General features: G+C 40.9%; 18 protein-coding genes and 1 pseudogene. 4 read left to right on the top strand and 15 right to left on the bottom strand.

The window, feature by feature from the left end; translation table 11 throughout:
- Window positions 1-4 precede the first annotated feature (4 nt).
- Entirely contained in the window at window positions 5-1,567 is a 1,563-nt protein-coding gene (lsrK, locus tag AC59HZ_RS26930; protein WP_496548839.1) for an autoinducer-2 kinase, read from the bottom strand.
- Entirely contained in the window at window positions 1,545-2,510 is a 966-nt protein-coding gene (locus AC59HZ_RS26925; protein ID WP_496548838.1) for a sugar-binding transcriptional regulator, read from the bottom strand. Before AC59HZ_RS26925 ends, lsrK begins: the two co-directional genes overlap by 23 nt.
- A 252-nt stretch (window positions 2,511-2,762) precedes the next feature.
- Between AC59HZ_RS26925 and AC59HZ_RS26920 the strand changes: the two genes are divergently transcribed.
- The 4 genes and pseudogenes from AC59HZ_RS26920 (at window position 2,763) to lsrB (ending at window position 7,389) form a co-directional block, all read left to right on the top strand.
- Window positions 2,763-4,283 carry a sugar ABC transporter ATP-binding protein gene (locus AC59HZ_RS26920; protein WP_496548837.1) on the top strand — a complete coding sequence of 507 codons (1,521 nt, stop codon included), beginning with the start codon at window positions 2,763-2,765 and terminating at the stop codon, window positions 4,281-4,283.
- Window positions 4,283-5,233 (top strand): annotated as a pseudogene (locus tag AC59HZ_RS26915) (ABC transporter permease subunit); the annotation flags it as partial. The gene AC59HZ_RS26920 and the pseudogene AC59HZ_RS26915, both read left to right, overlap by 1 nt.
- A gap of 70 nt (window positions 5,234-5,303) precedes the next feature.
- Window positions 5,304-6,308, top strand: coding sequence for an ABC transporter permease (locus AC59HZ_RS26910; protein ID WP_496548872.1), 1,005 nt, complete (start codon window positions 5,304-5,306; stop codon window positions 6,306-6,308).
- A 19-nt stretch (window positions 6,309-6,327) separates the two neighbouring features.
- Entirely contained in the window at window positions 6,328-7,389 is a 1,062-nt protein-coding gene (lsrB, locus tag AC59HZ_RS26905) for an autoinducer 2 ABC transporter substrate-binding protein LsrB (protein ID WP_496548871.1), read from the top strand.
- A 160-nt stretch (window positions 7,390-7,549) separates the two neighbouring features.
- Here the strand turns inward: lsrB and AC59HZ_RS26900 are convergent, their stop codons facing one another.
- The 13 genes from AC59HZ_RS26900 to AC59HZ_RS26840 all read right to left on the bottom strand — a co-directional run bounded on the left by AC59HZ_RS26900 (window position 7,550) and on the right by AC59HZ_RS26840 (window position 21,366).
- Window positions 7,550-8,470 carry an aldo/keto reductase gene (locus AC59HZ_RS26900; RefSeq protein ID WP_496548836.1) on the bottom strand — a complete coding sequence of 307 codons (921 nt, stop codon included), beginning with the start codon at window positions 8,468-8,470 and terminating at the stop codon, window positions 7,550-7,552.
- Between the two features lie 56 nt (window positions 8,471-8,526).
- The gene (locus AC59HZ_RS26895; RefSeq protein WP_496548835.1) at window positions 8,527-9,480 is read right to left on the bottom strand and encodes a glycoside hydrolase family 43 protein; all 954 of its coding nucleotides are present in this window, start codon (window positions 9,478-9,480) and stop codon (window positions 8,527-8,529) included.
- A gap of 38 nt (window positions 9,481-9,518) precedes the next feature.
- The gene (locus AC59HZ_RS26890; protein ID WP_496548834.1) at window positions 9,519-10,631 is read right to left on the bottom strand and encodes a Gfo/Idh/MocA family protein; all 1,113 of its coding nucleotides are present in this window, start codon (window positions 10,629-10,631) and stop codon (window positions 9,519-9,521) included.
- A 26-nt stretch (window positions 10,632-10,657) separates the two neighbouring features.
- The gene (locus AC59HZ_RS26885) at window positions 10,658-11,668 is read right to left on the bottom strand and encodes a Gfo/Idh/MocA family protein (protein ID WP_496548833.1); all 1,011 of its coding nucleotides are present in this window, start codon (window positions 11,666-11,668) and stop codon (window positions 10,658-10,660) included.
- Between the two features lie 146 nt (window positions 11,669-11,814).
- On the bottom strand, window positions 11,815-13,620 hold the full coding sequence (locus AC59HZ_RS26880; protein ID WP_496548832.1) for a glycoside hydrolase family 2 protein: 1,806 nt from the start codon (window positions 13,618-13,620) through the stop codon (window positions 11,815-11,817).
- 98 nt (window positions 13,621-13,718) lie between these two features.
- Window positions 13,719-15,497, bottom strand: a complete 1,779-nt coding sequence (locus tag AC59HZ_RS26875) for a glycoside hydrolase family 2 protein (protein ID WP_496548831.1) — start codon at window positions 15,495-15,497, stop codon at window positions 13,719-13,721.
- Window positions 15,498-15,541: 44 nt separating this feature from the next.
- A complete protein-coding gene (locus AC59HZ_RS26870) occupies window positions 15,542-15,964 on the bottom strand; it encodes a hypothetical protein (protein ID WP_496548830.1) in 423 nt (140 codons plus the stop codon).
- 37 nt (window positions 15,965-16,001) lie between these two features.
- Window positions 16,002-16,838 carry a carbohydrate ABC transporter permease gene (locus AC59HZ_RS26865; RefSeq protein WP_496548829.1) on the bottom strand — a complete coding sequence of 279 codons (837 nt, stop codon included), beginning with the start codon at window positions 16,836-16,838 and terminating at the stop codon, window positions 16,002-16,004.
- Between the two features lie 12 nt (window positions 16,839-16,850).
- Window positions 16,851-17,717: a carbohydrate ABC transporter permease gene (locus AC59HZ_RS26860; protein ID WP_496548870.1), complete on the bottom strand. Its 867-nt coding sequence runs from the start codon at window positions 17,715-17,717 to the stop codon at window positions 16,851-16,853.
- A 185-nt stretch (window positions 17,718-17,902) separates the two neighbouring features.
- Window positions 17,903-19,177, bottom strand: a complete 1,275-nt coding sequence (locus AC59HZ_RS26855; RefSeq protein ID WP_496548828.1) for an extracellular solute-binding protein — start codon at window positions 19,175-19,177, stop codon at window positions 17,903-17,905.
- A gap of 93 nt (window positions 19,178-19,270) precedes the next feature.
- A complete protein-coding gene (locus AC59HZ_RS26850) occupies window positions 19,271-19,432 on the bottom strand; it encodes a hypothetical protein (RefSeq protein WP_496548827.1) in 162 nt (53 codons plus the stop codon).
- Window positions 19,425-20,126: a FadR/GntR family transcriptional regulator gene (locus AC59HZ_RS26845; RefSeq protein WP_496548826.1), complete on the bottom strand. Its 702-nt coding sequence runs from the start codon at window positions 20,124-20,126 to the stop codon at window positions 19,425-19,427. Before AC59HZ_RS26845 ends, AC59HZ_RS26850 begins: the two co-directional genes overlap by 8 nt.
- A gap of 331 nt (window positions 20,127-20,457) precedes the next feature.
- Entirely contained in the window at window positions 20,458-21,366 is a 909-nt protein-coding gene (locus tag AC59HZ_RS26840; protein ID WP_496548825.1) for an ArsR/SmtB family transcription factor, read from the bottom strand.
- Window positions 21,367-21,587 lie beyond the last annotated feature (221 nt).

The following is a 21,587-nucleotide window of genomic DNA, read 5'->3' as shown; positions in this document are numbered from 1 at the left end:
CAAATTATTCTAGACCAGGTGCCTTCCACATATGAGTCGTTAAACCACGATCAGCAATTTGAAGCTGTTCTAGATAGACGCTTCTCCATTTTTCATAGATTTCTAAGTATTGGACATGGTTTTCATTGTTGGGCAGATGTGTCCTCTCCCACTTTACGACTTGGCTAACGGCCTGCTGGATATTCTCATAAATTCCTGCCCCAATACCCGCAAATAATGCGGTGCCTAATGCTGCTGCTTCTTTCACTACAGGGACTTTCACTGGTACTCCAAGAACATCTGCAAGCGTTTGACTCCAAAGCTTTCCTTTCGAGGCGCCGCCTGCAAAAATAACTTCTTTAGGATAATAACCCGTTTCTTCTTCGATAATCTTTAAGTTTCCTAATGTGATAAGCGCTGCATTTTCTTGAAGGGATTTAAACATTTCTTTTTTACCCGTTTTTAGAGGATCTAGTGAGAGGTTAATAAACGATGGGGATGCATGGCGCCAAGAGCCATAATTCATCGTATCTGAAAAGATAGGAATTATCCCATTTGCTCCGATCGGTACATGTTTAGACTTTTCTTCTAGAATTTCATAGGGGTCTCGACCGGTCGCTTTTGCTTCATTCTTTTCCAAATCACAAAATGCATCACGGAACCATCTCATGACAAGCCCAGGGAAAAAAGCAATGGTTTCTAGCTGCCATAATTCAGGCACGGCATGGCAGTTTACCCGGATACGGCCGCTTTTGTCAATCAAAGGCTGTTCCACATTGACTTCCTGCTGCCAAAAGGATCCACCTGATACAACCGCTTGCCCCGCTTTTACCGCACCTACACCAACAGAAGCCATTTGAGCATCTCCGCCGCCGCATATAACCGGAGTTCCTGCCTTCAAACCTGTATCCGCTGCTGCTCCCTCCGTCACGTAACCGATAACGGTACCCGCTTCATTTACCGGCGGGAATAAATGATTTTTTAGTCCGCACATTCCTGCGGCATCACTTTCCCAATTCCTTTTTTCAATATCAAATATCCCTGTCGTACACCCATTTGAAGGATCGACCTGTAGTTTCCCTGACAATTTATAAAGAATCCAATCATTAATCATCGTCATGGCAGCGGCTTTTTCATAAATCTCCGGTAAATGATTTTTTATCCACAAAAGCCTGGGAAGTGCCCCTAATGCAAACATTTGGCCTGATAATCTATAAATCTTGTATTCTAATTCAGGATCTAATGCCTTTAATGCTTTTACCTCCTCCGAAGCCCTGGCATCTACATTTGCACAAGCCCAAATCTCCTTACCCGTTTCATCATAAAGGATAATTCCTTCCCTCATACTCGTAGCACTTATCGCTTTTATTTTTTTTGCGTCTACTCCGGTTTCTTCTATAACAGACCTTACACACTGAACGACTAGCTTCCAGTTTGTTTCCCAATCAAAGTCCATTGATCCTGGATACTGTTCATTTGATAAATGGTTCCATTCTACTTGTGAGACCCCAACTTGATTCCCTAGTTGATCAAACAAAACAGCGCGAATACTGCCAGTACCAGCATCAAATGCCAGAATGTACGCCATGATTTTCTTTCACCTCCATATTGAGTAAGGAAATAGCCGTAGCTTCATCTGTTATTAAAGTAGTAATATACTTTCCTTTTAAAGCTCCGTAGATGGCATCGATTTTTTTCTCACCGCCAGCCACGGCTATAACATTCAGGCCTTTTAGACTCTTCAAGTTAGTTCCGATTATCCTTTTATGGTGCGGCAAATCAATCACTTTACCATTTCGATCGTAAAATTGACCTAAAATATCGCCAACTGCATTCTGATGTTTAATAAAGGTCAGTTCGTTCAGGGTCATTTTTTCTTCCTGAATAATTGTGGCATCGGGATAAATACCACCAATACCCACAATGATATATTTTGTGAATTTTGCCAGCTCGAGAATGTCTTTTATCGAAGGTTCGGATAGGAATTTTCCTGCCATTTCTTCGGTTGAGGCTAAAAATGGGGCCGGGATGACATGTATATCCTGGAACTTTTCCATACCGCCTTGTTTTTGGCCGCGATTATGCAGATAGTAATGAACTCCCCCCGTTAAGGTCACGACCGAAATCTGACTATTGGGTTCAATGGTCAAGTATTCAATCGTTCTGGAAACGGCTCTTCCCCACCCTAAGCCAACCATATCCTTCGGCTGCAGTTTATTCTGCAAAAACTGAGCAGCTGCCTTTGATAAAGAATCGCCCAAATCCACTTTATTTAGAGGAGTGGGTATAATATAAGCAGTTTTTACACAAAAGACTTCTTTGAATTCTTTTTCGATACTTAACCCATTGTTACTAATTCCTTTAACTTGGAATTGTACGATTCCTTCAGACCTGGCGCGCTCCAGCAGCCTAACAACCTTGGCCCTGGACAGCTCTAATAAATCAGCAATCTCATTTTGCGTTAAGTTCTCTTTATAGTAGTACCAGGCTACTTTGATTAGAATATTTTCCGTATAATGATCTTGGCTCATCTACTACTGCACCCCTCAACAAAAGTTCACCCTGGAAAAAATTGTTCACCCGCTAATTAGAAATATATCCGTAATTTTTATAATCAGAACATATAGAATGAATTTCCGGGTATTTAAAATTTTTCCCAATTTGTAATATTTTTGTAATTTCAGCTGTAATAATGAACTACAGTTGTCTTCAAATAGTAAAATTTTATTCTTTTTCTTGTAAGCGTTTTCTGAACTTTTTAGTGAGGTGGTGACAAAAGTCCGATGAATCAGAGCGAAGTGTCTCTACTAGAAATAGATCAGGTATGGAAGCAATTCTCTGGGATTCCAGTGCTAAGGGGCGTTACCATGTCTCTCAAAAAAGGGGAAGTTCACGCAATTGTAGGTGGAAATGGAGCAGGAAAATCAACATTAATGAAAATCATTACTGGCCTGTACAAGGCAGATAGCGGCACGATATCAATTAAAGGGAAACCTGTTACCTTCTCTACTACTCAAGAAGCCCACCAACACGGAGTTTATTTTGTTCCACAGGAACCATTAATTTTTCCTAAAATGTCAGTGGAAGAAAATATCTTAATTGGTTTACCAGGTAAAAAAGCCAGATTACAAGAAAAGATTCATACGATTATAGAACGATTAGGCTGGAAGCTGGAATTAAGCAGAAATGCTTTAAGCCTTACGATCGCGGAACAACAATTGCTGGAAATCATTAGAGGATTAGTAAGGGAAGCGGAAATTCTCATTCTTGATGAACCGACATCTACCTTAACTTTTGCTGAAATTGATTCATTATTTAAAACCATTAAGCAGCTAACGAGTGAAGGACTTGGCATGTTTTATATTACCCACCGGATATCAGAACTTTTTACATTGGTGGATAAGGTATCTGTTCTACGTGATGGAATGATTTCCTCTCAAGGCCCGATCACCGACTATACGTATAATAGAATATTAGAATGCCTTATCCCAGGAGACACGAATCACGGTTCGGCATCAGCCACTAAGGTCCTTCCAACTGAACCGTTAAAAGAAAATAGCGGGAAGCACAATCCGGCCTTAGTCGTTAAAAACCTTTCCGGAATACATTTTGATCATATAAGCTTAACCCTTTATCCAGGCGAGCTTATAGGCATTGCAGGTGTGGTAGGTGCCGGCAGAACAGAGTTCGCTGAAGCCGTGTTCGGAATCCATCCATCGCTTCAAGGATCCATTCTATTAGAAGGAATCAATATTAACAAATTAAGTATCAGGCAGAGAATAAACAAAGGATTAGTCTATGTACCTGAAGATCGTCATTCTAATGGGATCTTTTCGATTACAACGATTCAAAAAAATATAACCTCTGCTATCCTCCATCGACTAAAAGGCTTTTTTCTTCCATTTAATCAAGAAAAGAAAATAGCCTCTAAATACGTTTCCGATATAAAAATTAAGGCTGCCGGCATTGAGCAGGAATTAAAGGATCTTTCTGGAGGGAATCAGCAAAAAGTAGTTTTGTCTAAATACCTTGCTGCAAATCCGAAAGTAATCATTCTTGATGAGCCCACACGTGGAATTGATGCCAATGCCCGCAATGATATTTACAAAATCATTCATGAATTAAAGTCCAAGGGGCTTGCCGTGCTCCTGATTTCATCGGATATTGAAGAAATTGAAAAACTAAGTGATCAAGTTCTTATTTTTCACGAAGGCCGGCTAGTGAAAACTCTTGAAAAATTAGAAATAAATAAAGATACGATTACCTCTTGGGCTTTTGGCGGAAAGAAAGAGGTGAATGTTTAATGCCTTCACTCTTAGTCCGTATAGTAAAAGCACGTGAATTATCGCTTGTCCTTTTAATGATCCTCTATATCTTTCTAGTAGGCGCTGAAAATAAGGATTTTCTAACAGGAGATTCGATATCATTACTGGTGAAAGCAAGTGTCATCCTCCTTATCATGGCCATTGGCCAGTCGTTTGTACTCTTCACCGCGAATATCGATGTTTCGGTCGGTTCCATAATGGGATTGTCTGCTGCGGTCTGCGGGATGTTATTAACTTCAGGATACAATGTTTGGGTCGTTGTCACCCTCACCGTCATTGTTGGTGCAACTATAGGATTCTTGAATGGTGTGGGAGTTGCCTATTTAAAAATTCCTTCTATAATTATGACACTTGGTATGCTTGGAATCATTAGGGGATGCATGCTTATTTATACAAAAGGGATGTGGATTGAAGACATTCCCAACTTTTACAAAAGGCTGTCCGGTTTAAAATTTCTCGGCTTAAATATGCCAGTTTGGTTTGCTATTTTACTGTTGGTCCTGACCCATTTATTCCTAACAAAGACGAAATTTGGACGCTTTTTTCACGCTGTTGGGGATAATTTCGAGGGAGCACGCCTCGTTGGTATTCCTGTTAAACAGGTCAGCTTATATGCATTTATGTTTTCTGGTCTATCTGCATCATTAGCCGGACTCGTATTTGTCATGAACATTGGATTTGTTCCTAACCAAACCGGAAGCGGATTTGAACTACAAGTCTTAGCAGCGGCTGTTCTTGGCGGTGTAAGCCTTTCAGGTGGATTAGGAAGCGTAGTAGGTGCTGGATTAGGTGCCATTTTCTTTACGATTATTAACAACTCCCTTATCTATTTAAAAATTCCAGCATACTGGAACAACGCAATTTCTGGATTGCTTTTATTACTGATTGTTGTGAGTGACTCTAAATTCCAGCAGTACTTGAAAAACCGTGCCCAAATGACAAAAAAAGGCGAATCGATGGATGAACCCCTCTTAAAAAAAGGAGGTGCCAGCAATGAGAATGAAAGTAAAACCGTTACTTAGATGGGAAGCTGCATTAATCGTGTTCCTTCTTATCGAGTTTTTGATATTTGGTCAATTCATTCCTGGTTTTTTGAACCTTAGCAATCTCCTGTATAGTATCAACGATTTTGCCTTTATTGCTCTGGCAGCCATTCCAATGACCTTTGTGATTATCACCGGCGGTATCGATGTTTCTGTTGGTTCGATCATGGGCCTATCCTCCATCGTCGTTGGTGCCCTTTGGAAAGATGGAATGAATATTTGGCTTGCCCTCATCATTGCTTTACTAGCAGCTGGATTAGCTGGATTTATAAACGGAGCTTTGATTGCTTTTACTACCGTTCAGCCACTTGTCGTCACGTTAGGCAGTATGTTTCTTTTTTCTGGAATCGCACTTGTGATTTCCGGCGGGTCTAGTGCTTCTGGGTATGAAGGGATCAGCGGTTTCCCAGACCCATTTGTCAATTTATCGAATGGCTTGTTTCTGGGGGTACCTAATCCCTTTTGGTTCATACTGGCAAGTATCTTATTTTTTGGAGGGTTACTTCACTTAACCCGTTATGGACGTAACGTGTTTTTAGTGGGGATTAATAGGAAAGCTGCCAGGTATAGCGGCGTCCGCACTAAGTGGACAGTATGGAGTACTTACATGTTATCTGGTCTTGGAGGTGGTATTAGCGGGATTATCTTAACATCCTATTTCAGTTCGGCGAGATCTGATTTGGGATCAGAAGCCGTGCTCCCTGTTATTACGGCGGTTGTTTTAGGTGGAACCAGTATTATCGGGGGGAGAGGAAGTGTATTGGGGACAGCTGTCGCCAGCATTGTCCTCGGTATAATGCAATACGGATTACAAATGGCAAATATGTCAAGTGAGCAAACAAGCGTGGTTATCGGAGTGATGCTAATTGTTGCCGTTTTGATCCGAAACTATTCAAAATGGTTTGAATACAAAAGCTTCTTTGTATCTAGAAAGCCCCTAACTTCAACAAGCAAAAAATAAGGAGGAAAATCAAATGAAGATGGTTAAGCGATTAGCCCTAATGATGTTAGTCCTCATCCTGATTGGATCTTTAATTGCTTGTAGCAGCGGAACAAAATCTGAGAATAAAAATTCATCAAAAATAGATAAAAAAGATGTAAAGCTCGCGTTTATCCCGAAGCTTACAGGAGTGGGTTTCTTTACTTCAGGCGGTCAAGGTGCTAAAGAGATGGCAGATTCTTTAGGTGTCGAATTAAAATATGACGGACCGAGTGAAGCATCCGTTTCCGGGCAAGTGAAATACATTAACAATTTTGTTAATCAAGGTTATAAAGCTTTAATGATATCTTCTGTCTCCGTTGACGGGTTAAGCCAGGCATTAAAGCGTGCTAAGGATCGTGGTGTCAAAGTATTAACTTGGGATTCTGATGTAAACCCGAAAGATCGTTCCTTCTACATCAACCAAGGAACACCAGATCAATTAGCTGATTTACTAATCAAAATGACCTTTGATCAAATCGGCGAAAAGGGTAAAGTTGCCTTCTTCTACTCCAGTCCAACGGTTACGGACCAAAATCAATGGGTAACAAAAGCAAAGGAAATCATAGCTGAGAAATACCCTGGCTGGGAAATTGTAACGACCCAATTCGGCGAAAACGATGCCCAAAAATCCCTATCAGTGGGAGAAAGCATTTTAAAGACCTACCCTGATATTAATGCGATCATTTGTCCAGATGCCACTGCCCTTCCAGCTATGGCGCAGGCTGCAGAAAACCTTGGCAAAGCGGGCAAAGTGGTTGTAACCGGATTCTCCACACCAAATGTAATGCGGGATTATGTGAAACGGGATACCGTTAAGCAATTCGGCCTTTGGGATGTTAAGAAGCAAGGGGCTCTTGCTGCCTATGTTGCTTATTTAATGACAGTTGAAGGTAAAAATTTAAAAGTTGGCGACGAATTCGATGTTCCAAATGTAGGAAAAGTGAAGATCGAGCCAAACAGCATTCAAGGATATGACTACAATGCAGATGACAGCGGAATCATCTTACTGCCTGAACGCGTTATTTTCACAAAAGACAATATTGACAATTACGATTTTTAACTGCCACAGGGACAGTTCTTATGGTTGAATAAGCCGTCACCAATACTAATCACATCCATGCTTTCACCTTGTTCCTATAAAATGTATCCTAAACTTTCTGAGAAAAGAGCCGGATTCATCATGAATCCGGCCTCTTTAAATAAAGAATTTTGTCCATCGCCTAGCAAATTACCTGCATCATCAAAAGTTCCTCTTCTTTTACTAACGGGCTTACAGAAGCACCTGCATTTTCTTCAACCTGAAGCGTTGTTTTTGCCCCAGGAATGGCAGTAGAAACGGCAGGATGTGAGAGGACATATTGTAACGCTAATTGTCCGAGAGAACGATTCTCATAAGTGAATTCTTTCAGTTTTTCCACTTTCTCCACTTGTTCCTTAAACCATTCTTGATCCCAATGCTGCCGAACATCGTTACCTGTAAAGGTAGTTCCTTTCGAAAATTTCCCCGTTAACAGCCCTTTCTGTAGGGGTCCTCGTACCACAACACCTATTTGCTCTTCAACACAGTAAGGAAGGATCTCTTTTTCAGCATTACGATTTAAAAGGCTGTAATCCACTTGCAGGACATCAATGGAAGACCCTCGATTAAACGTTTTCAAGTACTCAAAGTTATCGGTCGAAACACCAACAGCTCTCACCTTGCCATCTTGCTTCAAGCGGTCAAACGCTTCAAGGAAAGCCACTGTTTCCTTTTCAACATGCCACCAGATATGACAGAAATAAACATCAATATAATCTGTCCCAAGCCGCTTCAAGCTATCTTCAAAAGCCTTAATCACTTTTTCCGGCTGGTCATAAATCGGCTCGGGTTTCCGGGTATGCCCCATGAGCCCGCCCTTCGTTGAAAGCACAATTCGGTCTCTTTTATCTTTTAAAAGCTCGTGAACCAGCCTTTCACTGCGCCCTTCCCCATAAACATCAGCCGTATCGAAAAAATTGACACCCAATTCATAAGCATGATTCATCGCTTTAAGCGACTGCTGGTCATCGACAGGCCCCCACGCATCTCCGCCAATTGCCCATGCACCAAAACCAATTTCAGATACCTCTATCCCTGTTTTTCCAAGTGTTCGATAATTCATTGTCTCTCCCTCTTTCCCATTAGCAATCTAGTTATCTATTTAAATAAAAATCTATCTTATTCGTCCTTCTCTGCAAGAATGATTCCATTCTCCACTTCTTTGATCTTAATAAACAAAGGTCTTTCGCTGCCATGGGGAGTGTCTGGGAAATGGGTGGAAAGATACAATTCGCCTTGAAGATTGCGAAAAAGACTGGAATGCCCGGCATTACGATCGAGCAGCAATTGTTCATCATGTGTCCATGAACCTGTAACCTCCCCGGACGTTGATCTCGCTATCGCCACTGTATATCCTCCCAACCCGCTATCTCCATAATTCGGCACCGAGTAACTGGACCATAACATCACGAGCTCACCATTTCTAGCTTTATAGAGAAAAGGGGCATCCGTCAAATAACCGATTTTCTCAATTCTAGGGTCTCCAAAGTGGCGAATCCAAGGCATTTTCGCCGCATTAAGAATTTCAATCGGCTCACCTAAAGGTTGTTTCAAGTCAGAAGACAAACGCTGTGCCATGATTTTCCCTTCGTAAATTTGCGTCCATTCATGACAAAACACAATCCAGCGTTCGCCTTTTTCATCTTCATAATAGGTTCCATCCAAGCATTCCCACGCACTTGGTGTAACAGGACCATCACTGTGTGGAAGATAAGGACCTGCCGGATGGTCCGAAACCAAGATCCCTGTCCCTCGATGTACCCCTATTCCACCTTTAAAGGAAGCAAACATGTAAAAACGGCCGTCTATTTCAAATACCTCGGGTGCCCAGTAATGTCGCACACCCCAAAATCCTCCCGGTGGTTGAAACGCGACATAAGGCCCTTCCCAATCCTCCAGGTTCTCACTCACATAAACTTCAAAAATCGGATCCTCGTCCCCGCATCCATCGGCAAAAGTGGTGCCAAAGAGGTAGTATTTCCCTTCACTCTGTGAAGGGAACACAAAGGGATCCCTGATATGAATCATGTTCGTTTTCACTTTTTTAACCCTTCGAAATCCAGTAATCATCATTAGCTCCTATAATCATTTTTACAGAACAGCACTTCCAACTACATCTTCAACCCTTGAACCAAGCTTTTCTCCTCAAAATAAACAGCTTTCCCCGTTTTGGCAGATTCATAGATTGCCTCTAAGATTTCCGTTACAACGAGCGCTTCCTCAGGTTTTACAAGCGGTTCGGTATCATTAACAATACTCTCAATCCATAAACGAGCTTCCAGATCCGCATCACCTTCTTGTTTTCCATCATAGAAAGCCACACCGCCAGCATTCAATTCTACATTCGTCGTGTATAATTTACCGTACTTCTCTCCGTGGATACGTAAGCCATCCTTCATATCTGCTCCCCCTTCCGTACCACTTAGTGAGCATTTCGCTTCGTCTACTTCGAGCGAATTGAGGGCCCAGCTGGACTCTAAAACAATTGTTGCGCCATTTTCCATTGTAATAAAACCAAAGGCAGAATCTTCTACAGTGAACTTTTCAGGATTCCAAGATCCCCAAGCATTCGCGGCATCTTTCTTCTGACTTAATTTATGATACGTCGTACCCATTACAGATTTCGGCTTATAGTTGTTCATCATCCATAAGGTTAAATCAAGAGCATGTGTCCCAATATCAATTAATGGACCGCCGCCTTGCTTTTCTTCATCAAGAAAAACTCCCCAGGTAGGTACGGCCCGGCGGCGAATCGCATGTGCTTTCGCAAAATAAATCTCGCCAAGTTCACCGCGTTCACATACCTGATGTAAATACTGGCTGTCCGGACGGAAACGATTGTTATATCCAATTGTTAATTTTTTACCCGAACGTTTAGCCGCCTCTGACATTTGCCGTGCTTCCGCTGCCGTCTTAGCCATCGGTTTTTCACACATGACATGTTTACCGGAATCCAGGGCGGCAATCGAAATTTCAGCATGGGAATCGTTTGGAGTAAGCACGTGCACCACATCAATCGAGTCATCCTGAAGCAGCTCTCGATAATTGTCGTAAACTTTGGCCTTTTCAACTCCGTACTCCCGAGCTGCTTTTTCGGCTCTATCCAAAAGAACATCACAAAAAGCTGCCAATTCAACGTTTTTTAATTTTGCTAAGCTGGGCAAATGTTTTCCAGTGGCAATGCCTCCACAGCCAATAATCGCTACTTTTACTTTCTTACTCATCTTTTTTCCCTCCTACTATAAATGAATTATTTAATCTCAGTCAGTTCAACCCTTCTCCCTTCTTTAGTAGAAAGGACTGCCGCTTGATTGATCAACGTTAACTGACAGACATCTTGATTTGTGATGGCAGATACCGTTCCATCTTGGATCGCACGAACCCATTGTTCCATCGGCATCGGAAGGGAGTCCGGCAATTCCTTGGGCTCTATCCAGCTCTTCTTATCCAAATGAACACTTTTGATTCGGATTTGATCATCCTCAATTAACAAGGTACCTTCTGTGCCATAAAGCTCCAGCTGAAACGGACTTCCTGCTGAAAGAAAACCAGTTTCAATGATTCCTAATGCCCCTGACTTGTATTCCACAAGGACAACAGCATTATCGTCCACCTCATCGCCTTGAGTGTTTTGTAATCTCGCCGTAACGGCTTCCACTTCCCCAGCTAGACGATTTGTAAGATAGATAGGATGTGCCCCTAAGTCGATTAAGGCTCCTCCGCCACATTGTTCACGATTGAAAAAGTGCTCAGGAAGCCAGCCCTTCGGATGTTCATCCGTTGAAACCGCTCCATTATGAGCCAGACGGCAGCGCACCGTGGTCAGCCTTCCAAGCAGCCCTTTGTCTACGACATCTTGTGCATATAAGTAATACGACTCTGTCAATCGAGGTAAAGAAACCATTAATTGAACGTTCGCTTCTTCCACAGCAGCAAAAATGTCATTTACCTCTTTGCTGTTGAACGCTAATACTTTTTCCATAAAAATATGCTTTTTGTGTTTGGCCGCTGCTAAAATGACTTCGGTATGTAGATTCGTCGGAGTAGAAACAATCACTGCATCAATTTCAGGATTCGATAAAACCACTTCTAAATCACGTTCAAACGGAACTCCCAGCTCTTCCGCCCATTTTTGTCCACGCTCACGATTTTCGTCCCAAACGAGTCGAATCATTAGGTCTTTACTATTTTCAGCCTGACGTGCATAGTCCTCTGCATGGACATGCCATTTACTTAATAAGGCAACATTGATCATGGTCATCTCTCCACTTCTTCCAATAGTGTTAAAAACAAAAACATCCCTTCTCAAAAGAATTTCGAACACTATAGATAAATAGTTTCAAAACAATCTTTTAAGAAAGGACTTTAATGAATGGTCATAGATGCAGTTTTTAGGCAGATGTGAATTTAAGCTTTCACGGTAGTGGAATGCCACATATCATTAATTTCTTTTATTTTTGCTAACTCACACTTTGCCTCTCTAGTATAAGTCAATAATCCGTTTATCTCTTGTTCTACATCTGTTAACTGCGTATAACAGAAACCATGCAAAACGTTCGAAGCATAGACGGCTTCCATTACCCGGCGATAATCCGCAAGGAACTCTTCTACATTTTTCACAGATGTATAACCCCACCCGTTTTCTTCACCGACTTTGAATCCAATCCCGCCAAACTCTGTTAAAAGAATCGGTTCTCCTTTATGATGAAATCCGTCAGCATAGACTCCATGGCCGGATGGTTTGGAGGTGAGCAGCGATTCTTTTGTCGCTAACGTTTCCTTAAACGCTTCATATTTTGCCTTTTCCTCGTTTGACCCGTGACTATAATTGTGAATGGCGCAAATATCAGTTTCGGTCAGCTCCCAGCCGTCATTGGAGATCACTAAACGAGTCGAATCAAGTGAATGGATAAGATGGAACATTGCCAAAGAATGATGCTGCTGCTGCTTGTTCCCTTTTATAAACGGCACTCCCCAGCTTTCGTTCACGGGAACCCACGCAACCAGGGAGGGATGGTTATAATCCCGTTCAACAATTTCAATCCATTCTTTTGTCAATCTTGCCGCCGCATCCTCACTATAGGAGGGAGATGCCGCACATTCTCCCCAAACGAAGAAACCTAAGTGATCAGCCCAATAAAGAAAACGCGGGTCCTCTACTTTTTGATGCTTTCTGCAGCCGTTGAAGCCCATTTCTAAAGCCAATTCAATATCCTTTTTCAAATCCTCATCGGAAGGGGCTGTTAATAACCCTTCTGGCCAATACCCTTGATCAAGAACTAATTTTTGATAATAAGGTTTGTTATTTAAATAAACCATTCCATTTTCTCGGTGAATCTTTCGCATACCAAAGTAAGAGTCCACTTCATCTAAGGTCACCTGATTTGCCTCATCTATTAACGTAATCTTGATATCAAATAAATTAGGGTTCTCCGGCGACCAATTCCAGCCCGTATTATGGAAAGCTGTTCTGAAAATCTTCTTATTATATAGATTAATAGAGCGCTTATTATAGCATTCAAATACCTCAAGGGAATCATGAGCGATTTTCTCACCCTTGAAAAGAATTTCAATGTCCACCTTCTTGTCAAGAAAATCACCCAAAACATCAAACTCCACTACTATATCTCCACGATCTATATCAGGTGTTAACCTTAACTTAGAAATACTGGTTGGACTAACAGGCTCGAGCCATACCGTTTGCCAAATACCTGTCGTCCGTGTGTACCAAATCGCTTTCGATTTTTCCTCCCAGATTTGCTTCCCTCTAGGGATCGTTTCATCTGTTGAGGGATCCTCCACTCTCACAACAACCGTTTCGGTTCCTCTCGTTAAATAATCCGTTATATCGAAGGAAAAGGACACGTGGCCGCCCTCATGGAAGCCTGCATACTGACCATTCACATAAATCCATGCCCGGTAGTCTACTGCTCCAAAATGAAGTATGACTCGCTGATTACCCCAGTCATTGGGTACCGTAAAATCACGGCGGTACCAAACATGATCATGGAATGTTGGGTCCTGTATTCCGCTTAACTTTGATTGATAAGCAAACGGAACCATGATTTTTTGATCAAAGGGATGATCCTTTTGAAACCACTTTTCCGCTGCTCCTACATTTTCATCATCAAACGCGAAATCCCATTCTCCGTTTAAATTTAACCATTGTTTTCTTACGAATTGCGGTCTTGGATATTCTGGTCTGAAATTCATGTAGTTCCTCTCCTCATGCTTTAAAAAGAATTTACCGCCCGACATCCTAATGCCGGACGGTAAGAAAGTCTATATAAATAGAAGGAAAACAACTGTTATCATCTATTTAATTCTCTTATTTTTTCAAGACTTACCTTCGGTTCCCTTGCCTCAGTAAGGAAACCATTCACTTCCTGCTGGACATCTGTTAATTGTGTATAACAATAACCACAAACATACGGCGTGTCTTGGACAGCACGCGTGATTTTTCCGACACGGGCAAAAAACTCTTGTTCGGAGTTTACCTGGTCGCCATAACCCCAGCCATCCTTTGACGCAAAAGCCACTCCGCCAAATTCACTAATTAGAATCGGCTGTCCCTTATATTCATAGCCTTCAGCCATACAAAACTTATCCTTATTATGAGCAACCACATTGCCCGTAATTTGGTCTTTATCTTGATATCTAGCAGAAAACCTCTCACCGCTAGATTCATAATCATGTAAGGTAATAATGTCGGACACCGTATGTTCCCAGCCATCATTGACAATAACCAAGCGCATCGGGTCCACCGCTTTTGTCAAATAATAAATCCCTTCCGTAAAGCGCTGCTGCGATTTATCCTTGAAGACATTTCGGATGCCCCAGGATTCATTAAACGGCACCCAAGTCACAATCGAAGGATGATTGTAGAATTGGTTCACGATTTCGAGCCACTCTTTCGAAAAATGTTCCACGGCATTGTCCGAATACTCATAAGTAGATGGCATTTCCGCCCATACGAGCAATCCTTTTTTATCACACCAATAATAGAAGCGCGGATCTTCTATTTTTTGATGTTTACGGACACCGTTATAGCCCATCTCTTTGATTAATTCGATGTCTTTCACAAGCGCTGCATCAGAAGGCGGAGTCAAATGGGATTCCGTCCAGTAGCCTTGATCTAAAATTAACTTTTGATACACAGGTGCATTATTTAATAATACATTCCCCTTGTATGTAGAGATTTTTCTCATACCAAAATAGGAATCTACTTCATCGAGTAACACACCGTCTTGATAGAGTTTGAAGGTAACATCATATAAATTTGGATGCTCAGGTGACCATAATTGCAGTTTCCAGTCATGGAATTCATGAAGCAAGTTCAAATTCAGCTTTACTTGCTCACGATCCATAAAGATATTTGCTTTTCTAACAATCTGTTTATCAAAAGAGATGATCGTTTCAACCATTACTTCCTCGGATGAAGGAACATTGACCGTAAACTCCATATCAATGGAATTCGTATCAATATCAGGCGTCATTTTTACCCGTTTCAAGGAAACCTCGGGAATAAACTCGATCCATACCGTTTGCCAAATGCCCGTTGTTTGTACATACCAACAGCCGAAATTTTCATCCGTCCAGCGCTGTTTTCCTCTTGGCTGATGACAGCTTTGGCTGTCCTCGACCTTCACGACAATCGTATGTTCATTAGTCAGCTGAAGTTTATCGGTAATATCCAAAGAGAATGCAGAGTACCCTCCCTCGTGTTGACCGGCAAACACGCCATCCACCCATACCTTTGTCGTAAAATCCGATGCTTGAAAATGTAAAATCGTGCGTTTATTTTCGCGCTGGATGTTGGTGATCGTTTTCCGATACCAAATGATCGGGTGAAATTCCTTTTCGCCAATCCCGCTGGCATCCGTTTCATAGGTAAACGGAACCTGAATCGACTTAGAGAAGGTTGTGTCTGTTGTCTTAGAAGGGGGCGTGTTTTGATACCATTTTTCCTTTTCCCCAACATTCGCATCATCAAATTGGAACTCCCACTCACCATTGAGGTTGATCCAATCCTTTCGAATAAACTGTGGTCTTGGATATTCACTTCGTACATTTTTAATGGTTACAGTCATTTTCTCTTACATCCCCTTTTTTACATGTTTTTAAAAGCTGATTTTTACCCAAGAATTTCCGAATGATAGTTTTCCAATTTCGCAATTGATTTATTTTTTGCCAGGGTTAAAATTCCTGCGGACAAAAACATCAATGAACTTAGAAGATCCATCAGGAAGTAAGAAGCCAGTCCGACACAGAGCAGCCAAATCGGCACCTTAACCGTAATCTTATGGTCCTTTAAATTTTTTGCGATAAAAAAGTTAATCAAACCTATAGCCATAAATAGCATGCCAAAGGTAACGGTAAACATATATAAACTGCCAAATAGCGACTGTATAGCTTCCACCTTAGCGAACGATGTTTCTTTCATACCTAGTCCTTGCTTTTTTAAAGAAGAAGCATAGAAGAAAATCGTAATAAACCCCGTCATCATTTCCCATATAGCACCGATGAAGATAAGTTTTCTTTCTAGTTTTCTATTCACAAATGGACCTCCTTTACTGTGGATACCATATTTTCTTCTATCCCTTTACACCTGAGGATAAAGAAAGGGATTCCAAAAAGTATTTCTGTGTAAATAGATACAAGATAAAGGTCGGGATCAGCGCGATGAGAGCAGAAGCGAGCGCATGCCCGATATCCGCCTGGTACATCCCCTGGAGTAACTGTAAACCAGGAGTAATTGGCATTTTTTCAATATCATTAAAGACGATCGATGGCCATAAGAAATCATTCCAGGCCCCAGTAAAAGTAAATAAGGCGACGACTGTTAATACTGGCTTTATGAGAGGGAGAATAATCTTAACGAAAATTTGAAATTCCGAAGCCCCATCGACTCTGGCCGATTCGTCAAATTCCTTCGGTATTCCCGTCATAAATTGTTTAACCAAAAAGATATTAAACACACCTGCCGCTCCTGGAACGATTGCAGCTAAATAACTGTTCACCCATCCAAAGGAGTCAATGATTTTATAAAGAGGAATGAGATTGACAACACTAGGAAACATCATGGTCGCCATTAAGAAAACAAATAAGGCATTTCTTCCCTTGAACTGCATTCTTGAATAGCCATATGAAGCCAGCGAGACGACAATCAGAACTATTAATGTTTGGGATACGGCGATAAATAAAGAATTCATGAACCATTTGGCTACAGGTGCACTTGTATTATTAAATAGCATTTCTTGGTAATTCACCAATACCCACTGGATCGGCAGGATAGTAAAGCCGTTTGATTGAATTTCGGCCTCCTGTCTAAAGGATGTAAAAAAGGAATAAACCAGCGGGATGATCCAAATTAGAGCCATAATGAGCAGAAAAAGAAAAGAAACTATTTTGGGAGCTGAAATTTTCTTCATCAAAAGCACCTCCTAATCTCGTTGTCTCAAAAAGAAAAATTGGATAAGCGAAACGAGCATAATGCATAACCCTAAAATAACAGCCATAGCCGATGCCATCCCTGCGATGGATTGCCCCTGACCAAAGGCATCTTGCCTGATATACATTAATAAAACGGCGGTTGAACTATCCGGTCCGCCTTTTGTTAACATAAGCGGCTGGCCGTAGACGTTAAATTGAGCAATCGTTGTGATGACGACCGTATATAAAAGCTGGCCTTTGATACTTGGGAGTGTAATTCTAAAGAACTTCTGAATACTTCCGGCTCCATCGATCGAAGCAGCTTCATAATAATCTTTAGGGATGCCATTTAATGCCGCTTGGTAAATAATCATATTGGCACCAATACACCACCACACCGTGACAACGACTAAGGTCATCCATGCATAGGGCTGAACCGATGCCCAGTTTGTATCGACTTTGAGGTAATGATTAAGTGGTCCGAAAGAAACGTTAAATAGCATACTAAAAATAATCATGACAGCTGAAACCGAGAACAGGGTTGGGACATAAAACAACGCTTGGAAAATCTTCATCCCTTTCGGCTTCGCATGTAAACCAGCTGCTAACAATAAGGGAACAATGATACAGGCCGGGACAGAGTATAATACAAATTTGAAGGTATTGCTTAATCCTGTATGAAGCTCCGTATAAAAAGTAGAGTCCTTATTAAAGAGAATTTCCTTATAATTATCGAGTCCTACAAAATCAGGGGAACTAATAAGGTCCCAATTCGTAAAAGAAATATAGATACCAAATACCGTAGGAATTAAGAAGAAGATTAAAAATAGGACTAAATGAGGCCCAACGTACATAAGTGGAGTGAACTTAAAACTCATTTTTCTTCCAGATGAAAGATTTACCGAAACGGCCGTTTCTTTGCTAACTTCTAGATTATTCATACGCTTTTACTCCTATCCTTTTTTTCGAATAGAGGGAGAATTCCCATTCTGTTCATTCATGGGAATTCTCCATTTGGTTATAGCAAACTATCAAGACAATCTATGAATGTAGCTATTCCTGATTATTTCTTTTCATCTTGAGCAATTTTATCTTCAACTGCTTTTTGACCTTTTTTAAGCGCATCGGAAATCTTCACTTTTCCAAATGCAGCGTCACCGGCAATCTTGTCGATTTGCTCCGCGACAAAGCCATTGTATTTGTAATCAAAGATTTTTAACGTTGCCCGTTCCTTCTCATCTTTAAGCAAGAACGTTTGCGGCAATGATTGAACATTGGCATCATTTACGTTTAATAGTGATGCAGGGTTTTGTCCTGCCTCAGCCCAAGGATTGGAGTTTTGTCTAACATAATCAAGGAACTTGATAACGCCTTGCGTTCTCTTATCATCTCGATCTTTGCTTTTGAACATGACAAATTGATGGGAAGAAGACCAGTTTACGACCTTATCAGTTGAAAGCTGCGGGAAGTTTGTCATGCCCCACTCCAAATTTTTAATATCTTTTAAGCTATTTTGCATCCAAATTCCTTCAGGGTAGAAAATGGCTTTACCAGATTTAAAGAGCTGTGCTGGATCTTGACCATCTTTGTTCGTGTATTTTTCATCAACAAGTGACTTTAAGAATTCTAACGCTTGTGCTGCCTCTGGAGTATCAAGAGTAGGTGTTTCCCCATCTTTTGTGATGTCCCCGCCCATTTGATTATACAGGGATAAGAAGATCGGTCTCATCCAAGTTAATCCGATTGGAGTGATGCCATCTTTTTTAGCAAGATCTCCGGCTGCTTTAATTTCATCAAAGGTTACGATATTATCGTCTAAAGCTTGTGGAGCATATTTTTCCACTAATTTTTTGTTGTAGTACATAACAAAGCTGTGTACATCCAATGGAATCGAGTATCTTTTTCCATCTAAATTTCCAATATCCCAACCTGCCTTAATGTAGTTTTCTTCTTTAATATCTGGATAATTGCTTAAAACATCGTCATAAGGAGTCAACATCCCTTTGTCCACAAACTGCTTGATTCTTTCAGCATGTACGATGGTTACATCAGGAATGTTTTTGCCGGAATTCACCACAGTTGGAATTTTCGCATACATATCGTCCGCTGTAATCGATACATTTTTCACCTTATATTCCGGGTTTGTTTTATTGTAATCATCCACAATTTTCTGCATGTTTTTCCCGTCCGGACCTGTAAATACATTCCAGAATACAAGTTCTTTACTATCTTTGCTTGTTGAACCAGATGAACTTTTCGAACTACTACAGGCCGCTAATGCTAGAGCCATGGTAAAGATTAAAGCAATACTAAAAATCTTCGTGATTCTTTTCTTCATCTTAATCCCCCTACGTTTAATAGTTTTTTGTATAGATAAAAATTCCCCCTCTCTTCTCATTGCTGAAGAGAAAGAAAACTATTACTATTTCATTTAATTGGATTCCGGAATAATGATGCAGCCCCGATGTGAACAATCATCGTTTTCATCTGCAGCCGCTTGAAGCCATAGAGAAACCGCTTCCAAATTCATAGGTAAAAAAACAATGTCGTTGGATTCTCCATTATGGTGAAGCTTAAAACATGTTCTATCCATCCTTAATTTTACCCTCTTCTATTGTTTGGACAGTAGATTCCACGACGTCTATAATTTTATTAAACTCTTGTAATGCATAAACAGTGTCACGCTGTTTAATTCCCGCTAGCATCGTTTGATGGAACGGGAAAGTATCCTCAAAAATATGATCAATTCCGAAAGGTTTGTTCCAATGTCTATAAAAGGTATCTATCACAGATTCAACAACACTTTCTAAAAGTGGATTATGGGAAGCCTTATAAATGGCCTTATGGAAAGCCCAATCCACTATAGATGAATCCCTTCCGGCATCCTTTAAAGCGATTGCTTCATCAAGCAATCGTTCCATTTCTATAATCTCCTGCTCTGTCGCCCTTTGTGAAGCCAATTCCACAGCCTTTCCTTCTAGAGCTCTTCGCAGTTCACTAATATGTAATAAATAATTTTTCTCTTTCTCGACATCAATTTTTGCTTCTATCCTTAATAAGTCACCATCTTTCACAAAAATCCCTTTTCCGTTTTGCACCTCAATGACATCGATCGCCTCAAGGAAACGCAAACCTTCGCGAATGCTCGATCTGCCAACACCTAAAATGGCCGTTAACTCGGCTACAGATGGAAGTCTATCGCCTCTTCCTAATTGGTGTTTATTAATGAATCTCTTGAGTTCATCTGCGATCATTTCATGCAAGGTAACCTTTTTAATCGTCTTCAAGAGAGAATCACCCCCAAGGAGTATGTTTTTTTTACCACACCGCCTTACTGTATGCCTGTATGATAGGTTGATTCTATTCAAAATTTTCAAAAAAGTCAATTCACAATAATAAAACTTGTAATAAAAATCACACGTTTATTCAGGTAAAAAGAATCATTACCCGCCCCGGATAAATGCCTACCTGTCAATCCTGGTAGAAATCCAGAAGCTTCTACCTTCACAAAAGGATGACTAAACTTGTTGATATTATTATTACATCATTTATCATTATATTTCAAGTATTTTTATAATAAAAAAATACCTCAGCCAAAAGAGGCCGAGGCAAGATGGATTATTCGTATCGAATGTTTAATAAAATTCCTTGTTCATAGTTGCCAAATTTAGAGCCAAACAAGTTCATTCCGCCTTTGTTAACGGCATCCTGCTTAACGCCAAATTTAACCGCCACAAACGGTCTTGATTCTAGATCCAAATCATTTATAGTGATGTCAGAGATTTTCACACCATCTATAAAACTTCCTTCTTTATTGGTCTTCCAAGATTTCAACAGCCCAAACTGAGTATTATTCGTTTCCCACCACATCGGAGTGAGAAATCCCCTTTTTCCGCCAAAATCACCAGGAGAAATCCACACTCCTACCTCCTTACCGTTGATCCAGCACGTGATATCAGAAGGCCAATCATCCTTATAATAAGGAGCCTCGGAGCACAATTCTGCGGATAAATTCAGCTCTTCCACGACGGCTCCATAAGGAATCCTGTTTGGGAAGTGATACTCCACAAATCCGCTTCGGAACCATAACAGCTGTGCACGCTTCCGTTCCGGTTCATAGAAAGCTCTCGGATCGTCAATCATGTTAATAACCCCGTCCTCGCTTAGAAGACCGCAGGTAGGCTCGACTTCACAGCTGACAAATTCGCCAATTGGCATTTCAATCGAATACATTTTTTCTTCTGCGGGGGCTTCATCCTTCAGAGTGATGACAATTTTATCAAAGCGATTCGTGTTTACCTTTTGTGATCCTCTCCCCGGAACCATTTCAGTAGAAATCAGCTGAGCATCCTCGAGTTTCTTGATATTTACAGCCGCCGTGGAGAAGGGAACACCTAATTTCTCTGAGAGCTCATTTACATTCAACGGACCTTTGGTCAGGATCCGGATAATTTGCATCCGCTGCTCATGTCCCAGTGCCTTGCAAATTTCGATTGCTTCCTCAAACGTCAAATTTAGTGTTCTCACATAACCATTCCTTTTATTACGAAATTTATTGTAATAAAATTATCCTAATATGCGGATGGAATGTCAAGGTCTAATTACCACCCTAATCCAAACCAAAAGAAAAGACCCTCGGTTTTTAATCTAGCCCAAGACGGTTTCCGATTACGAAAAGAGTCTTCTATTGATTCACCGATATATCGTAAAATTTGCCGATATATCCCTCAAAGTGGCAGACGTAGGAC

It is taken from the genome of Neobacillus sp. DZ-9, from assembly GCF_059587065.1.
This window is presented reverse-complemented; position numbering and strand designations above follow the sequence as displayed.

What these genes read in the sequence shown, in the direction of transcription:
- lsrK (WP_496548839.1), bottom strand. Translation starts at nt 1,567, where the DNA reads ATGGCGTACATTCTGGCATTTGATGCTGGTACTGGCAGTATTCGCGCT.
- AC59HZ_RS26925 (WP_496548838.1), bottom strand. Translation starts at nt 2,510, where the DNA reads ATGAGCCAAGATCATTATACGGAAAATATTCTAATCAAAGTAGCCTGG.
- AC59HZ_RS26920 (WP_496548837.1), top strand. Translation starts at nt 2,763, where the DNA reads ATGAATCAGAGCGAAGTGTCTCTACTAGAAATAGATCAGGTATGGAAG.
- AC59HZ_RS26910 (WP_496548872.1), top strand. Translation starts at nt 5,304, where the DNA reads ATGAAAGTAAAACCGTTACTTAGATGGGAAGCTGCATTAATCGTGTTC.
- lsrB (WP_496548871.1), top strand. Translation starts at nt 6,328, where the DNA reads ATGGTTAAGCGATTAGCCCTAATGATGTTAGTCCTCATCCTGATTGGA.
- AC59HZ_RS26900 (WP_496548836.1), bottom strand. Translation starts at nt 8,470, where the DNA reads ATGAATTATCGAACACTTGGAAAAACAGGGATAGAGGTATCTGAAATT.
- AC59HZ_RS26895 (WP_496548835.1), bottom strand. Translation starts at nt 9,480, where the DNA reads ATGATGATTACTGGATTTCGAAGGGTTAAAAAAGTGAAAACGAACATG.
- AC59HZ_RS26890 (WP_496548834.1), bottom strand. Translation starts at nt 10,631, where the DNA reads ATGAGTAAGAAAGTAAAAGTAGCGATTATTGGCTGTGGAGGCATTGCC.
- AC59HZ_RS26885 (WP_496548833.1), bottom strand. Translation starts at nt 11,668, where the DNA reads ATGACCATGATCAATGTTGCCTTATTAAGTAAATGGCATGTCCATGCA.
- AC59HZ_RS26880 (WP_496548832.1), bottom strand. Translation starts at nt 13,620, where the DNA reads ATGAATTTCAGACCAGAATATCCAAGACCGCAATTCGTAAGAAAACAA.
- AC59HZ_RS26875 (WP_496548831.1), bottom strand. Translation starts at nt 15,497, where the DNA reads ATGACTGTAACCATTAAAAATGTACGAAGTGAATATCCAAGACCACAG.
- AC59HZ_RS26865 (WP_496548829.1), bottom strand. Translation starts at nt 16,838, where the DNA reads ATGAAGAAAATTTCAGCTCCCAAAATAGTTTCTTTTCTTTTTCTGCTC.
- AC59HZ_RS26860 (WP_496548870.1), bottom strand. Translation starts at nt 17,717, where the DNA reads ATGAGTTTTAAGTTCACTCCACTTATGTACGTTGGGCCTCATTTAGTC.
- AC59HZ_RS26855 (WP_496548828.1), bottom strand. Translation starts at nt 19,177, where the DNA reads ATGAAGAAAAGAATCACGAAGATTTTTAGTATTGCTTTAATCTTTACC.
- AC59HZ_RS26850 (WP_496548827.1), bottom strand. Translation starts at nt 19,432, where the DNA reads ATGGATAGAACATGTTTTAAGCTTCACCATAATGGAGAATCCAACGAC.